This is a genomic window from Streptomyces sp. NPDC005791, assembly GCF_042871485.1.
GTDB lineage: Bacteria > Actinomycetota > Actinomycetes > Streptomycetales > Streptomycetaceae > Streptomyces.
Window position 1 is genome coordinate 234,018 of record NZ_JBIAIP010000004.1, and the last position, 15,031, is coordinate 249,048.

A 15,031-nucleotide genomic window follows, 5' to 3' on the forward strand; every position below is an offset into this window, starting at 1 on the left:
GTCCGCACCCGCCGGTATCCCCGGTGGAGCCGCTCAGCCCTCCGGCGGAGAGAAGACCACCATCACCCGCAGGTCCTCGGTGATGTGGTGGAACTTGTGGACGGCACCCGCCGGTACGTACACGACGCTCCCCCGCCCCACCTGCGTGGTCTCCGTGCCGACCGTGATCGAGGCACGGCCGCTGACGACGAAGTACACCTCGTCCTGATGATGCGGCTGCTGTGGGTCGAGCGCACCGGCGTCCAGGGCGTACAGGCCGACGGACATGTTGCGTTCCCGGATGAACTGCAGGTAAGCACCGTCATTCGCAGCGCGCTCCGCCTCCAGCTCGTCCAGTCTGAATGCCTTCATCGTCCGTCCGCCCCTCGCATCTGTGCTGGTCCGTCCCGTCGGTGTCCGCCACCGATCATGTCTGCCACGATCAGACACATGAAGAATTTCGTAGTCAAGACGATCGCCAACGCGGGTGCGCTGGCAGTGGCCATCTGGCTGCTCCAGGACATCACGCTGACCGGTGACAACACCGGGCGCAAGATCCTCACGCTGATCCTGGTGGCGTTGCTGTTCGGCGTGGTGAACTTCGTCGTCAAACCTGTGGTGAAGCTGCTCACCCTGCCTCTGTTCATCCTGACGCTCGGACTGATCACGCTCGTGGTCAACGCCCTGATGCTGATGCTGACCTCCTGGCTGGCCGGTCTCGTCGATCTGAACTTCCATGTCGACGGCTTCTGGACCGCGGTACTGGGCGGTCTGATCATCTCGGTCGTGTCCTGGGCGCTCAACGTGGTACTCCCCGACGAGGACTGATCCACCCCTGATGACACAGTGCAGAGCGGACCGGTAGAGGCCGGGGAGAGACGAGGAAACGAACATGAGCACCACGGGCGACGGAACACGAGCTGTCCGGGCAGGCCTGCCCGAACCGGAGCAGTACGAGCCCACACTTCCCGGTCCGGTCTTCGCCGCGCACTTCCATCTGTCCGGCGACCCGGTGGGCCCCTACACCTACGGCCGGGAGACGAATCCGACCTGGACCCACCTGGAGCGTGCCATCGGGGAGCTGGAGGCTCCCGGGGAGCAGGTCGGCACCACGGTCTTCGCCTCCGGGATGGCAGCCATCTCGGCCGTACTGCTGTCCCAGGCGCGCACGGGAGACGTCGTGGTCCTGCCCGACGACGGCTATCAGGCACTTCCCCTGGTGCGGGAGCAGCTGGAGGCCTACGGCGTCGAGGTGCGGACCGCCCCGACCGGCGGCGACGCCCAGCTCGCGCTCCTCGACGGGGCGAGACTGCTGTGGATCGAGACGCCCTCCAACCCCGGGCTCGACGTCTGTGATGTACGCAGGCTCGTCGAGGCCGCGCACGCCGCGGGCGTCCTGGTCGCGGTCGACAACACCCTGGCGACCCCCCTCGGCCAGCGTCCCCTCGAGCTGGGCGCGGACTTCTCGGTGGCCAGTGACACCAAGGGCATGACCGGCCACGGGGACATCCTGCTGGGCCACGTGAGCTGCCGGGACCCACAGCTGACAGCCGGGGTACGACGCTGGCGCAAGGTCGTCGGCGCGATTCCCGGCCCCATGGAGGCCTGGCTCGCCCACCGTTCGCTGGCCACGCTGCAGTTGCGGGTCGACCGCCAGTGCTCCACCGCCCTGGCACTCGCCGAGGCCTTGGCCGAGCGCTCGGACGTGGCGGGACTCCGGTACCCGGGGCTGCCGGACGATCCTTCGTACCCGACGGCCGTCCGGCAGATGCGACGCTTCGGCTCCGTCGTCTCGTTCGTACTGGCGGACAAGGACACCGCGGAACGCTTCCTGACAGGGCTGCGCCTGGTCGACGACGCGACGAGCTTCGGCGGTGTACGCTCCACCGCCGAACGCCGGGCGCGCTGGGGCGGGGACGCGGTACCCGAGGGCTTCGTGCGGTTCTCCGTCGGCGCCGAGGACCCCGAGGATCTGCTGGCGGACGTGGCACGCGCGCTGGACGAAGCCGCGCGCTGAGCCGGGGCCCAGGGCCCTGGCAGGACCGGTCCGGGACGGGCGTCCCCGTCCACCGGGCCGGTCCTGCTCGGGACGAGCGGTCCGAGCCTCCCCCCTCATGACTCGGACCGCCCCGGTTCTTGCGCCGAGAACCGCTTGGACAAGGCTAGTTGACTCTGCGTCAGTGTCCAATCACAGTAGCGACAGCTACCTATCGACATATTTATAGTTGGGGCGGTTGCGAGAGACGGTGCGGGACGGCGCAGCGTCCGCCGAAGGGGAGGGGGGCAGGGGGCGGACATGGACCTGGCCCTGCTGCGCACGTTCGTCACGGTGCACCGGGCCGGATCATTCACCCGGGCCGCCGCCCTGCTGGGACTGTCCCAGCCCGCCGTCACCTCACAGATACGCACCCTGGAACGGCAGCTGGGCCGCCCGCTCTTCCTGCGCAAGGCCCGTGGGGTGACCCCGACCACCGTCGGCGACGAACTCGCTCACCGCGCCGCTCCCCATCTGGACGCGCTGGTCGACCTCGTCGAGGTGGGGCTCGACGAGGAATCGGGGGCAAGGACACTGCACCTGGCCGGGCCTCCCGAGTTCACCTCCGTACGGGCACTTCCCGCACTCACCCCACTGATCTCCCAGGGCCTCGCGCTACGCAGCACTTTTGTGGCGAACACCGAGGACACACTGGAAGGACTGGCCGCCGGACATCATGATCTGGCCATCACCACCGCCCGTCCGCGCGGTGGGCTGGTGACATCGACCACCCTCTGCGACGAAGAACACGTCCTGCTCGCCGCGCCCCGTTGGGCAGGACGCCTGGGGCCCGGTGCGCTCCGCCACAAGGGCTCCGTGCTGCTGGAACAGCTGCCGGTGGTCGAGGTGCACGAGAGCCTCCCCCTGGTCTCCCGCTACTGGGCGACGGTCTTCGACAGCCGCCCTGCGCCTTCCGCCGCCGTCATCGCACCGGATCTCCGCGCGGTGCTGGAGTGTGCGGCAGCGGGCGCCGGCCTGGCCGTGCTGCCGCGCTATCTCTGCGAGGACGCGCTGGAGCGCGGCGAAGTCGTGGCACTGCTCGATCCTCCGGTGCCGCCTCTGCGCACGTACTTCCTCCTCGCGAGGACCGGCACGCTCGGCCTGCCGCACATCGCCCGGGCACACGAGTGGCTGGTGCGCGCCGCCGTGGACTGGTGACCGGTCGGCCGACAGGAGTTTCAGATCGGGCTTCTCGGGCCACTCTCTTGCCATGACCGAACGTCCTGTGGTCAAGCGCACGGCACGCGCCGTCCTGCTCGACGGTGATGACCTCATCCTGATCAAGCGCACCAAACCAGGTGTCGACCCGTACTGGCTCACGCCCGGCGGTGGCGTCGAGCCGGAGGACGCCACCGTCGTCGACGCGCTGCACCGCGAGGTCGACGAGGAGCTCGGCGCCAAGATCATCGACGTGGTGCCCTGTTTCGTCGATACCGTCGAGCACATCGCCGGCGGGGGTGTCAAAGGCGTGAAGGTGCAGCATTTCTTCGTCTGCCGACTGGCTTCGATGGACCTGTCGCGAAGGCACGGGCCGGAGATCGACGAACCCTGCGGGGAGTACGAGGTCGTTCGCGTGCCCTTCAGCCGCGTGGGAATCGCGGCTGTACACCTCGTACCCCTGTCGCTCCGGCACTATCTGGACGCCAATATCGAGGGCGTTCGGGCGATGCACTCACCCGATCTGGGCTGAGGCCCGGAGCCCGGTGCGAGGCGTACGAGGAGCAGGGCCAGGCGCTCCGTACGCCGAGGCCGGTAGCGATGGGCGCTCCCGCTGCCGGACGACCGCGTGACGCTCGCTTGCCACGGTGTTTCACGTGAAACCTCTGCAGCGTCCTGTGCGCCCAAGCGTTCTGGTCGCGCAGACATCGTTCTGGTCATCGAGCTTTCGGTGACCGTGGCCCGTACCCGTCACCGCGATATCGGTGCTGAAGCGGTAGGGACCGACTCGTCGGCGCCGGGGGTTGCAGAAGGACCGGGAGAGTGCGCGGCCACCGGTCGGCCACCCGCGACCGCCCGGCGCTCCAGCGCACCGGAGAGCACCGCCAGAAGCAACGCCGAGGCGGCTAGTACGGCGCCGACCCAGTTGGGTGCGGTGTATCCGAACCCAGCCGAGATGACCATGCCGCCGAGCCACGCCGCGAGCGCGTTCCCGAGGTTGAAGGCCCCGATGTTCACGGCCGAGGCCAGGGTGGGCGCTCCGGCAGCATGGTCGAGAACGCGCTTCTGCAGCGGCGGTACGGTCGCGAAGCCGAGAGCCCCGATGAGGACGATGGTCACCGCGGCGGCGATCTTGTTGTGTGCGGTCAGCGTGAAGAGGGACAGGACCACGGCGAGCGCACCGAGGGACACGTACAGCATCGGCATCAGACGGCGGTCGGCGAACTTCCCGCCGAGCAGGTTCCCGCCGACCATGCCGAGCCCGAAGAGGACCAGCAGCCAGGTGACGGATGACGTCGCGAAGCCGGCGGTCTCCGTCATCATCGGGGTGATGTAGGTGATCGCCGCGAAGACGCCACCGAAGCCCAGAACCGTCATCGCCATGGCGAGCAGCACCTGGACATTGCGGAATGCGGCCAGTTCGTGACGGATACGCACCCCCTGAGGCTTCGGCTGCTCGGGCACGAGCTTCGCGACACCGAGCAGGCCCAGGACGCCCAGCCCCGCGACGACGAAGAACGTGACGCGCCAACCGATGTTCTGACCGATGAAGGTCCCCATGGGCACCCCGACGACATTGGCCACGGTGAGACCGGTGAACATCATGGCGATGGCACCGGCCTTCTTCTCCGGAGCGACCAGACCTGCGGCCACGACTGATCCGATACCAAAGAAAGCTCCATGGGCGAGTGAGGCGATCACCCGTCCGGCCAGCATCACGCCGAAGACGGGGGCGAGTGCGGAGACCACGTTCCCCACGATGAAGAGCCCCATCAGGAGCATCAGCATCCGTTTTCTGGTCACCCTGGTGCCCAGGACGGTCATCAACGGAGCCCCCAGGACCACGCCCAGGGCGTAGCCCGTCACCAGGAACCCCGCGGTCGGGATCGATACCTGGAAGTCGGCCGCGACATCGGGGAGCAACCCCATGATCACGAACTCGGTGGTGCCGATTCCGAATGCCCCGATGGCCAGGGCGAGAAGGGCGAGCGGCATGAAGGCCACCTTCCTACAACGTTGCGTCTGCACCTTACGAGCGTCCACAATAATTGCAGACGCTTGTTAATTGCAAGCGCGGGCTATTGCGTACGTGCCCTATCCTGGAGACAAGCAGCTCCCGTACGGAGGAGAGACCATGACAGCGACAGATCCCGCACTGACGGCCCTCGCCCAGAGCTGGTGCGCCCTCTCCTTGCTCCACGGGAAGATCGAGGCCCGCATCGAACGGGCCCTGCAGACCCACCACAGCCTCAGTGCGCGCGAGTTCTCCCTGCTCGACGTACTGAGCCGCCAGCACAGCGGCACGGGTGGTCATCTGCAGATGAAGCAGGTGGCCGATGCCGTGGTGCTGAGCCAGAGCGCCACCACCCGGCTGGTCACCCGGCTCGAGGACCGCGGGCTGCTCACGCGGTACCTGTGCGACACCGACCGTCGGGGCATCTACACGGACGTCACCGAGGCAGGTCTGGCGTTGCTGAGCGAGGCCAGGCCGACCAACGACACCGCGCTCCGCGCCGCTCTCGATGAGGCCGCCGAGAACCCGGAGCTCGCCCCGCTGGTCCGGACGGTCGAGGCGCTGAAGGTCCCCGCCTGAACCGGTGGGCTTGCGTAGTCTGCCGATCATGAGCGATCTCGACATACGTCCCGCTGCACTCATCGACGTTCCCGCCATCGTCGCCATGCTCGCCGACGACCCGCTGGGTGCGCTGCGCGAGTCTCCGGACGACCTCGCCCCGTATCACGCCGCCTACCGGCGGCTTGCCGACGACCCCAATCAGCACCTGGTCGTGGCCGTGCGAGGAGCCGACGTCGTGGGGACACTCCAGCTCACGGTCGTTCCCGGCCTGTCCCGGCGTGGCGCGACCCGTTCCGTCGTCGAGGGTGTCCGCGTCCATGCGGAGGAGCGCGGCAGCGGTCTCGGCACCCGATTGATCCAGTGGGCGGTCGATGAATCCAGGCGCCAGGGATGCCAGTTGGTCCAGCTGACCTCGGACGCCGCCCGTACCGACGCCCACCGTTTCTACGAGCGGCTGGGCTTCACCGCAAGCCACGTGGGCTTCAAGCTCGCGCTCTGACCCGCGGAGCCCATCCGTCGCCGCACCATGGCGATCCGGCTGGCTCCGCACTCAGGGCTGCCGCCGAGGTATCCGGTCGTACGGAGTCGGCGTTTCACGTGAAACGCCGACCCGCACTTCTCAGGTGGTGAGCCCTCGCCAACCGCCCTCGTCCACGCCACCGGGAATGGCCGCACTCCGGTCGTACGGCTCCCGCGTGAAGACGAATGAACCCAGGTCGAGGTGATCCACCGTGCCGTCCTCGGCCCGCACGACCCGGAGCGTCTCCCCCGCGTAGTAGCCGTTGAGCCCCCTCCAGGTCCCGTCAGGGCAAGCCTGGAACCGGGCGGCGCGACCCGCACCTCGCAACGGCTGCACCTCGAGACCCCTGTCCGCGAGCAGCTTCACGGCATGGACCTGAGTTCCCCAGTACCAGAGGCCGGTCAGCGCGAGCAGTTCCTCGTCGACCTCAGGCAGTGGGCGCCAGGGCTCCGGGATCCTCGGCTCCGCGTCGGCGACCAGCAGCAGGAGCTCCGCGGCGACCGTCCCGGTCAGCGGGCCGGAGGTGGCATTCGCGAGCACCACGGCTGCCACGTCGTCCTCGACGCTGAACCACAGCGTGGCCAGGAAACCGGGCAGCGAGCCTCCGTGGCCCAGCAGCGTGCGCTCCCCGCACCGTACGGCTTGGAGACCGAGGCCGTACGTGCCCGCCCAGTCGCCTGCCTCGGGCGGAGCAGCGGGAACCCGCATCTCCGCGACCGAGGACGCACACAGCACGCGGTCATCGCCCTGTCCCAGGAAGGCCGCGAAACGGAGCAGGTCGGTGGTGGTCGACCAGAGCTGACCCGCGGACGCCATCAGCCCCAGATCCTCGGCCGGCTCAGGCAGCATGACGTCGGCCCATGGGTGCACCGCCCAACCACCCGCATGCGGGGCACGCGCCTGGGGAGTCGTACGGTCCATCCCCAGAGGTTCCAAGATCTCACGGCGCAGCACCTCGGCCCAGGAGTCACCACGCAGTCTCTCGACGAGGGAGCCGAGCAGTGTGTAACCGGGGTTCGAGTAGTGATGGCGGTGGCCGGGCGGATGGATCAACGGCTTGTCCCCGAGCACATCCGCCAGTTCCGGGCGGGTGGTACCCGGCGTCCTCTCCCACCAGGGTGCGGGCGTCTCCGCCCCCAGCCCCCCGCTGTGACTGAGCAGTTGGTGCACGGTCACCTGTCCCACACCGGCGCCCGGCAGATGCTTCTCCAGGGGATCGCACAGATCCAGGAGCCCCTCGTCACGCAGGCGCATCACCAGCACAGCGGTGAACGTCTTGGTGATGGAGCCGATCCTGTACTGCGTGTCCCCATCGGGTTCGTGGCCGTCCACACAGCTGCGTGCACCGGTCCAGGCGATCTGCCCGTCCCGCTGCACCGCGGCGACAAGGGAAGGGGCCCGGCCCTGGGACTGTGCGGTGGCGACGCGGTGCAACAGCGCCCGTCGGGTGCTGGGAAGCAGGATTTCGGAAGAGGTCATGCCCAAGGATGTCCCGCACCGTACCGCCTGACGAACCCGTTTCTCGTCGACCTGGTAGATCGGCTCCCCTGTCGGCCGGGAGCCACCGCGGAGCCAGTCGTCCAGCTCACAGTAACTGCGCCCCGAGCTTCCTGATACGGCCGACCAGGTCCTCCGAGATGATCTCGGCATGCGGATCGGGAGACCGCCTGAGGCCGCACACGTCTGCGTCAGGTCTGGGCCATGTCCACGAAACGGGAGTAGTGGCCCTGGAACGCGACGGTGATCGTCGCCGTCGGACCGTTACGGTGCTTGGCCACGATCAGGTCCGCCTCACCCGCGCGCGGCGACTCCTTCTCGTACGCGTCCTCGCGGTGCAACAGGATGACCATGTCGGCGTCCTGCTCGATGGAGCCGGACTCACGCAGGTCGGAGACCATCGGCTTCTTGTCCGTGCGCTGCTCGGGACCACGGTTCAGCTGTGACAGGGCGATGACGGGAAGCTCAAGCTCCTTGGCAAGGAGCTTGAGGTTTCGCGACATGTCCGAGACCTCCTGTTGCCGGCTCTCGGCCCGTTTGGCTCCGCCGGACTGCATCAGCTGCAGGTAGTCGATGACCACCAGTTTGAGGTCGTTGCGCTGCTTGAGGCGACGGCACTTCGCACGGATCTCCATCATCGAGAGGTTCGGGGAGTCGTCGATGTAGAGCGGAGCGGCCGACACGTCCGGCATCCGCCGGGCGAGCCGCGTCCAGTCCTCGTCGGTCATGGTGCCGGAGCGCATGTGGTGGAGGGCCACCCGGGCCTCGGCGGACAGCAGACGCATCGCGATCTCGTTGCGCCCCATCTCCAGCGAGAAGATCACGCTCGGGAGGTTGCTCTTGATCGAGCAGGCGCGGGCGAAGTCCAGGGCGAGCGTGGACTTACCCATGGCGGGACGGGCCGCGATGACGATCATCTGGCCGGGGTGCAGCCCGTTGGTCAGGGCGTCGAGGTCCGTGAAGCCGGTCGGCACACCGGTCATCTCTCCGCTGCGGGAGCCGATGGCCTCGATCTCGTCGAGAGCGCCTTCCATGATGTCGCCGAGCGGGAGGTAGTCCTCGCTGGTGCGCTGTTCCGTGACGGCGTAGATCTCCGCCTGCGCCGAGTTGACGATCTCGTCGACGTCGCCGTCGGCCGCGTATCCCATCTGGGTGATCTTCGTGCCGGCTTCGACGAGACGTCGGAGAACAGCCCGCTCGTGAACGATCTCCGCGTAGTACGAAGCGTTGGCCGCGGTCGGTACGGACTGCACCAGCGTGTGCAGATACGGGGCTCCGCCGACCTTGGTGATCTCGCCGCGTTTGACCAGCTCGGCCGCCACCGTGATCGGGTCGGCCGGCTCACCCTTCGCGTAGAGGTCGAGGATGGCCGTGTAGACCGTCTCGTGGGCCGGTCGGTAGAAGTCGTGCCCCTTGATGATCTCCACGACGTCCGCGATGGCGTCCTTGGAGAGCAGCATGCCGCCGAGTACGGACTGCTCGGCATCGAGGTCCTGCGGAGGCACCCGCTCGAAGCCGGACGCGCCGCCGTCCCAGCCGCTCTCCCGGCCCCGCTCGTGCTGCTCTTCACGCCCCTTGCCCTCGCCGCGGCGCTGACGGGAAACGGGCAGACGGTCACTGGGACCGACATCGACCCAGGGATCGTCCAAAGGCTCGGGAATGCTCACCGGGCCACCTCCTCCCGTCCGCTTCGCGGACCTAGCCGTGCGACTCTTTCCTACGCCACGGCACCGACAATCAAGACGCCCGACTCCGGTTCCGGCGCGTCAAGTTCTGCGGTCTTCCTGGCCGGAACGGAGTGCGGGCGCCGCACCACGGTAGGCCGGTCCGCACCGTCAGCCAATCTGGTTATCCACAGGGCATGTGGACGACGGACCGGATGCTGTGGAGAACTCATCGGATCCTGTGCACGGACCAGGGGACAGCACTGTGGACAAACTCATACGCAGCCAGTCAGGACTCCTCTGACCTGGCCTTATGCAATCCACTGGCTGTGGGGGAGAAAAACTTTTTCCCGCAGCTCAAGATCACCGGAAACGACCTTCCACTGCACACGAAAACCCGCAGACAGTAAGGGTCCCAAGTCAATTGCATCTATTACCTGTGGAAGATTAGATTGGTCCCCATGATCCAGGCGTCCACGACCCAGCCGCCCTCCCGTCGCCGGCACGACCGCGAGATCGTCGCGCTCGCCGTACCGGCCTTCGGCGCGCTCGTCGCCGAGCCGCTTTTCGTCATGGTCGACAGTGCCATCGTCGGCCACCTCGGCACTCCCCAACTGGCCGGTCTCGCGGTGGCTGCGGCGCTGCTGACGACCGCGGTGAGCGTCTTCGTCTTCCTCGCCTACGCCACGACAGCCGCAGTCGCCCGCCAGGTGGGTGCAGGAGATCTGGCGTCCGCCATCCGCCAGGGAATGGACGGCATCTGGCTCGCTCTGCTGATCGGTGCGGCTGTCATCGCCGTCACCCTCCCGCTGGCGCCGTGGCTGGTCGACGCCTTCGGGACGTCGGACACTGCGGCCCCGTACGCCGTCACCTATCTGCGGATCTCCAGCCTCGGTATTCCCGCGATGCTGGTGGTGCTCGCAGCCACGGGAGTGCTGCGTGGACTGCAGGACACCCGGACACCGCTCTACGTCGCAATCGGCGGATTCGCAGCCAACGGCGCCCTCAACGTCGGACTTGTCTACGGCGCCGGGCTGGGGATCGCAGGGTCCGCATGGGGAACCGTCATCGCCCAGGTCGGGATGGCCGTCGTCTACCTGATCGTCGTCGTCCGCGGGGCCCAGCGGCACGGAGCATCCCTTCGTCCTGACGCCACGGGCATCCGGGCCAGCGCCCAGGCGGGCGTGCCCCTGCTGGTCCGCACGTTGTCGCTGCGGGCGGTCCTGATGATCGCCACCGCCGTCGCCGCCCGCCTCGGTGACACGGACATCGCCGCACACCAGATCATCCTGTCGCTCTGGAGCCTCACAGCCTTCGCACTCGACGCGATCGCCATCGCGGGGCAAGCCATCATCGGCCGCTACCTGGGGGCGAACGACGCCAAGGGCGCCCGCGAGGCATGCCGGCGGATGGTGCAGTGGGGAATCGTCTCGGGGGTGGCCCTCGGCGTGGTGATCGTGCTCGCCAGGCCCCTCTTCGTGCCGCTGTTCACGGGCGACACCTCCGTGAAGGACGCCCTGCTGCCGGCGCTCCTGGTCGTGGCGCTCTCGCAACCGATCTCCGGGGTGGTCTTCGTGCTCGACGGAGTACTGATGGGAGCAGGGGACGGCCGCTATCTCGCTTGGGCCATGGTCCTGACCCTGGCTGTCTTCGCCCCGGTCGCTCTCCTCGTCCCCACTTTCGGAGGAGGCCTCACGGCTCTCTGGGGGGCGATGACACTGATGATGACAGTCCGCCTGGTGACGTTGTGGATGCGCATGCGGTCCGGCCGATGGATCGTCACCGGCGCCACGCGCTGAAGCTCACACGACCGACCGTCACCCCCGAAGATCGATCACAGCAGGTTTCACGTGAAACGACGAAGGGCCGCACCCGGAGGTGCGGCCCTTCACCTAGCTCTGCTGAGCTGTGCCCTTAGGCAGCAACGACCTCGATACCGAGCTTCGCGGCAACCTCGGGGTGCAGCCGGACGGACACCTGGTGTCCGCCGAGCGTCTTGATCGGCGAGCCGAGCTCGACGCGACGCTTGTCGACGTCCGGACCGCCGGCGGACTTGATCGCCGAGGCGATGTCAGCCGGGGTGACGGAACCGAAGAGGCGGCCGGCGTCGCCGGAGCGAACAGCCAGACGGACCTTCACGGCCTCGAGCTTGGCCTTGATCTCGTTGGCCTGCTCGATCGTCGCGATCTCGTGGATCTTGCGGGCGCGGCGGATCTGCGCCACGTCCTTCTCGCCGCCCTTGGTCCAGCGGATGGCGAAGCCACGCGGAACCAGGTAGTTACGGGCGTACCCGTCCTTGACGTCCACGACGTCGCCGGCGGCACCGAGGCCAGTGACCTCGTGGGTGAGGATGATCTTCATGATTCGGTCACCCTTCCCTTATCGCGCGGTGGACGTGTAGGGCAGCAGCGCCATCTCACGGCTGTTCTTGACTGCCGTGGCGACGTCACGCTGGTGCTGCGTGCAGTTGCCGGTGACGCGGCGGGCACGGATCTTGCCGCGGTCGGAAATGAACTTCCGCAGCATGTTCGTGTCCTTGTAGTCCACGTACTGGGTCTTGTCCTTGCAGAACGCGCAGACCTTCTTCTTAGGCTTGCGCACAGGCGGCTTCGCCATGGTGTTTCTCCTGTGTGATCAAGAAGTGGGGTACGAGCAGCCCTAGAAGGGAGGCTCGTCCGAGTAGCCGCCGCCGGAACCGCCGGAGCCGCCGGAGCCGCCGGAGCTTCCGCCCCAGCCACCCCCGCCGCCCTGCTGGCCCCCGCCCTGCTGGCCGCCGGACGGAGCGTTCGTGGCCCACGGGTCGTCGGCGGGAGCACCGCCGCCACCCTGCTGGCCACCGCCACCGGGACCGCCGCCCCAGTTGCCGCCGCCCTGACCACCGCGACCTGTGGTCTTGGTGACCTTGGCCGTGGCGTTCTTCAGGCTGGGGCCGACTTCCTCGACATCCAGCTCGTAGACCGTGCGCTTGACGCCCTCACGGTCCTCGTAGGACCGCTGCTTCAGCCGGCCCTGCACGACGACGCGCATGCCTCGCTGGAGCGACTCCGCGACGTTCTCCGCCGCCTGACGCCAGACCGAGCAGGTGAGGAACAGGCCTTCGCCGTCCTTCCACTCATTGGTCTGCCGGTCGAAGATGCGGGGAGTGGACGCGACACGGAACTTCGCGACCGCCGCACCGGACGGGGTGAAGCGCAGCTCGGGGTCGTCGACGAGATTGCCGACGACCGTGATGACGGTCTCGCCTGCCATGGGTGAACCTCTCGGCGGGGATTGCTTCTGGCTGCTTGCTACTCGAACCCGATGACCACTGAGCTAGACGCTCAGTGGTTCTCGGGACGGAGGACCTTGGTCCGGAGGACCGACTCGTTCAGGTTCATCTGTCGGTCGAGCTCCTTGACGACCGCAGGCTCGGCCTGCAGGTCGATGACCGAGTAGATGCCCTCAGGCTTCTTCTTGATCTCGTAAGAGAGACGACGACGGCCCCAGGTGTCGACCTTCTCGACCTTTCCGTTGCCCTCACGGACGACGGAGAGGAAGTTCTCGATCAGCGGGGAGACTGCTCGCTCCTCGAGATCGGGGTCGAGGATGACCATCACCTCGTAGTGACGCATGTGGAACCCACCTCCTTTGGACTCAGCGGCCACGGTCGTTCCGTGGCAGGAGGGTCGTGATGCGTTGAGCATCAGTGTCTCCGAGTAAAACAGCCGCCACTGACAACGCCCGTCTTCGATGGTCGAGGGGAGCTGCAGTGCTGGCTCAGGGCAGACACCGGTGCAGACCGTACAGACTACCCGCAGACCGGCGTCCGGTTGAAATCCGGTGTTCAGGGGGCACAATCGAGACAGATGCGGTGTGAGTGGCACTACGCTCCACCGACCTTCCCGCCAGGAGGTACTCCATGGCACAGACAGTCCGCCCTGCCGGCGGCGGGACCGCACCCCGCCGGACGGCCAGGACCCGCCGAGCCACCGGTTCACTCTTCGCGACGGACGGCAAGCCGCATCCGCGGCAGGAAGCGCTGATGGTGGTGACCGGGGTCCTGGGTGTCCTCGCGTTCGTGACGGCGATGTTCCACAACCTGCATCTGCTCAGCTCCTGGGCCGGTCTGATCGGCATCCTGACCGGCGCGTACGGGCAGTACATCTCCAGGACCACCTGGGAGCGGTTCGGCCTGATCATGGGGATCGGGGCGTCCGCCGTCGGCTTCTACCTCGGCATGGCTCACGGCGGCCTGTTCGGCGGCGTCGTCACCTGACCGGCACAGTGGGGTGCCGGGCCCGGAGGACCGGGCCCGGCACCCCACGGAACGCACAGCCGGGTGATCCCGCGCGGGCGGCGTACCGGTCCGGTCCGGACGGGCCAGACCGGGCGCCCCTCGGTCACAGTAGGCTTCGGCGCGAGAGCCGGAGCCCCTGACCGATGGGGACACACCTGCCGAGGAGCGCCCCGCATGAGCCTGACCCTGAGGACCATCAGCCGAGAGCAGCATCTGGCGTACATCCAGAACCTGCCTTCGGCCAGTCACTGCCAGGTCCCGGCGTGGGCTGATGTGAAGACGGAATGGCGTTCGGAGAACCTGGGATGGTTCGACAAGAACGGCGAGATGGTCGGTGCCGGTCTGGTGCTGTACCGCCAACTGCCCAAGATCAAGCGCTATCTGGCGTACCTGCCCGAGGGGCCGGTCATCAACTGGTACGCCCCGAATCTGGACGAGTGGCTCCAGCCGATGCTCGCGCACCTCAAGCAGCAGGGCGCCTTCTCGGTGAAGATGGGCCCCCCCGTGGTGATCCGCCGCTGGGACTCGACCGCCATCAAGTCGGGGATCCAGGACCCCGACGTGAAGCGACTGCGTGACGTCGAGGCCAGTCACATCGAGCCGCGCGCCTTCGAGGTCTCGGACCGGCTGCGGAAGATGGGCTGGCAGCAGGGCGAGGACGGCGGCGCCGGTTTCGGCGACGTACAGCCCCGCTACGTCTTCCAGGTCCCGCTGGCCAACCGCTCCCTGGAGGACGTCCTCAAGGGCTTCAACCAGCTCTGGCGGCGCAACATCAAGAAGGCCGACAAGGCCGGTGTCGAGGTGGTGCAGGGCGGCTACGAGGACCTCGCCGAATGGCAGCGGCTGTACGAGATCACCGCGGTACGCGACCACTTCCGGCCGCGCCCCCTCTCGTACTTCCAGCGCATGTGGTCGGTCCTCAACTCCGAGGATCCCAACCGCATGCGGCTGTACTTCGCCCGGCACAACGGCGTGAACCTGTCGGCTGCCACGATGCTCGTCGTCGGCGGGCACGTCTGGTACTCCTACGGCGCCTCGGACAACATCGGACGCGAGGTCCGGCCGTCCAACGCCATGCAGTGGCGGATGCTCCGTGACTCGTACGCGATGGGCGCGACCGTCTACGACCTCCGCGGCATCAGTGACTCGCTGGACGAGACGGACCACCTCTTCGGCCTGATCCAGTTCAAGGTCGGCACCGGCGGGGAAGCCGTCGAGTACGTCGGCGAATGGGACTTCCCCCTCAACAAGCTGCTGCACAAGGCGCTCGACATGTACATGTCGCGCCGCTGACCTCGTTCCCACCCCCGTCCATCAGTCCCTCCCC

Annotated in this window: 17 protein-coding genes; 9 read left to right on the forward strand and 8 right to left on the reverse strand. The window is 67.6% G+C overall.

Translation table 11 applies throughout. The annotated features are described in order from the left end of the window. Nucleotides 1-33: 33 nt before the first annotated feature. Nucleotides 34-351 carry a cupin domain-containing protein gene (locus tag ACFYSH_RS10610; protein WP_359463700.1) on the reverse strand — a complete coding sequence of 106 codons (318 nt, stop codon included), beginning with the start codon at nucleotides 349-351 and terminating at the stop codon, nucleotides 34-36. Nucleotides 352-429: 78 nt separating this feature from the next. Between ACFYSH_RS10610 and ACFYSH_RS10615 the strand changes: the two genes are divergently transcribed. The 4 genes from ACFYSH_RS10615 to ACFYSH_RS10630 all read left to right on the forward strand — a co-directional run bounded on the left by ACFYSH_RS10615 (nucleotide 430) and on the right by ACFYSH_RS10630 (nucleotide 3,704). Then, complete coding sequence (locus tag ACFYSH_RS10615; RefSeq protein WP_359463698.1) at nucleotides 430-807, forward strand: phage holin family protein; 378 nt, start codon at nucleotides 430-432, stop codon at nucleotides 805-807. 64 nt (nucleotides 808-871) lie between these two features. Then, the gene (locus tag ACFYSH_RS10620; protein ID WP_388751863.1) at nucleotides 872-1,996 is read left to right on the forward strand and encodes a cystathionine gamma-lyase; all 1,125 of its coding nucleotides are present in this window, start codon (nucleotides 872-874) and stop codon (nucleotides 1,994-1,996) included. 279 nt (nucleotides 1,997-2,275) lie between these two features. Beyond that, the gene (locus ACFYSH_RS10625; RefSeq protein ID WP_359463692.1) at nucleotides 2,276-3,172 is read left to right on the forward strand and encodes a LysR family transcriptional regulator; all 897 of its coding nucleotides are present in this window, start codon (nucleotides 2,276-2,278) and stop codon (nucleotides 3,170-3,172) included. Nucleotides 3,173-3,224: 52 nt separating this feature from the next. Continuing rightward, on the forward strand, nucleotides 3,225-3,704 hold the full coding sequence (locus ACFYSH_RS10630) for an NUDIX hydrolase (RefSeq protein ID WP_359463689.1): 480 nt from the start codon (nucleotides 3,225-3,227) through the stop codon (nucleotides 3,702-3,704). 218 nt (nucleotides 3,705-3,922) lie between these two features. Here ACFYSH_RS10630 and ACFYSH_RS10635 read toward each other — a convergent pair whose 3' ends face one another. Next, complete coding sequence (locus ACFYSH_RS10635) at nucleotides 3,923-5,167, reverse strand: MFS transporter (RefSeq protein WP_359463686.1); 1,245 nt, start codon at nucleotides 5,165-5,167, stop codon at nucleotides 3,923-3,925. 139 nt (nucleotides 5,168-5,306) lie between these two features. On the opposite strand from ACFYSH_RS10635, the gene ACFYSH_RS10640 reads away from it, so the two are divergent. Continuing rightward, nucleotides 5,307-5,765 carry a MarR family transcriptional regulator gene (locus ACFYSH_RS10640; RefSeq protein WP_359463684.1) on the forward strand — a complete coding sequence of 153 codons (459 nt, stop codon included), beginning with the start codon at nucleotides 5,307-5,309 and terminating at the stop codon, nucleotides 5,763-5,765. Between the two features lie 28 nt (nucleotides 5,766-5,793). Continuing rightward, nucleotides 5,794-6,246: a GNAT family N-acetyltransferase gene (locus ACFYSH_RS10645; protein ID WP_359463682.1), complete on the forward strand. Its 453-nt coding sequence runs from the start codon at nucleotides 5,794-5,796 to the stop codon at nucleotides 6,244-6,246. Nucleotides 6,247-6,366: 120 nt separating this feature from the next. On the opposite strand, the gene ACFYSH_RS10650 is transcribed toward ACFYSH_RS10645, so the two are convergent. Both ACFYSH_RS10650 and dnaB read right to left on the reverse strand, forming a co-directional pair. Continuing rightward, nucleotides 6,367-7,746, reverse strand: coding sequence for a serine hydrolase domain-containing protein (locus ACFYSH_RS10650; RefSeq protein WP_359463679.1), 1,380 nt, complete (start codon nucleotides 7,744-7,746; stop codon nucleotides 6,367-6,369). 209 nt (nucleotides 7,747-7,955) lie between these two features. Continuing rightward, nucleotides 7,956-9,413 carry a replicative DNA helicase gene (gene dnaB, locus ACFYSH_RS10655; RefSeq protein ID WP_359464138.1) on the reverse strand — a complete coding sequence of 486 codons (1,458 nt, stop codon included), beginning with the start codon at nucleotides 9,411-9,413 and terminating at the stop codon, nucleotides 7,956-7,958. A gap of 476 nt (nucleotides 9,414-9,889) precedes the next feature. Here dnaB and ACFYSH_RS10660 point away from each other — a divergent pair, with 476 nt between their 5' ends. Then, nucleotides 9,890-11,227 (forward strand): MATE family efflux transporter, encoded by a 1,338-nt coding sequence (locus ACFYSH_RS10660; RefSeq protein ID WP_388751866.1) that lies wholly within the window; start codon nucleotides 9,890-9,892, stop codon nucleotides 11,225-11,227. A 115-nt stretch (nucleotides 11,228-11,342) separates the two neighbouring features. On the opposite strand, the gene rplI is transcribed toward ACFYSH_RS10660, so the two are convergent. The 4 genes from rplI to rpsF form a co-directional block, all read right to left on the reverse strand. Further along, the gene (gene rplI, locus ACFYSH_RS10665) at nucleotides 11,343-11,789 is read right to left on the reverse strand and encodes a 50S ribosomal protein L9 (RefSeq protein ID WP_014155197.1); all 447 of its coding nucleotides are present in this window, start codon (nucleotides 11,787-11,789) and stop codon (nucleotides 11,343-11,345) included. 18 nt (nucleotides 11,790-11,807) lie between these two features. After that, nucleotides 11,808-12,044: a 30S ribosomal protein S18 gene (gene rpsR, locus ACFYSH_RS10670; protein WP_003967857.1), complete on the reverse strand. Its 237-nt coding sequence runs from the start codon at nucleotides 12,042-12,044 to the stop codon at nucleotides 11,808-11,810. 42 nt (nucleotides 12,045-12,086) lie between these two features. Further along, nucleotides 12,087-12,677 carry a single-stranded DNA-binding protein gene (locus ACFYSH_RS10675; protein WP_388751868.1) on the reverse strand — a complete coding sequence of 197 codons (591 nt, stop codon included), beginning with the start codon at nucleotides 12,675-12,677 and terminating at the stop codon, nucleotides 12,087-12,089. 71 nt (nucleotides 12,678-12,748) lie between these two features. Next, nucleotides 12,749-13,039 carry a 30S ribosomal protein S6 gene (rpsF, locus tag ACFYSH_RS10680; RefSeq protein ID WP_359463672.1) on the reverse strand — a complete coding sequence of 97 codons (291 nt, stop codon included), beginning with the start codon at nucleotides 13,037-13,039 and terminating at the stop codon, nucleotides 12,749-12,751. Between the two features lie 287 nt (nucleotides 13,040-13,326). Between rpsF and ACFYSH_RS10685 the strand changes: the two genes are divergently transcribed. Then, entirely contained in the window at nucleotides 13,327-13,683 is a 357-nt protein-coding gene (locus ACFYSH_RS10685) for a hypothetical protein (RefSeq protein ID WP_359463670.1), read from the forward strand. Between the two features lie 195 nt (nucleotides 13,684-13,878). Next, nucleotides 13,879-14,997: a peptidoglycan bridge formation glycyltransferase FemA/FemB family protein gene (locus ACFYSH_RS10690; RefSeq protein WP_351273600.1), complete on the forward strand. Its 1,119-nt coding sequence runs from the start codon at nucleotides 13,879-13,881 to the stop codon at nucleotides 14,995-14,997. Nucleotides 14,998-15,031 lie beyond the last annotated feature (34 nt).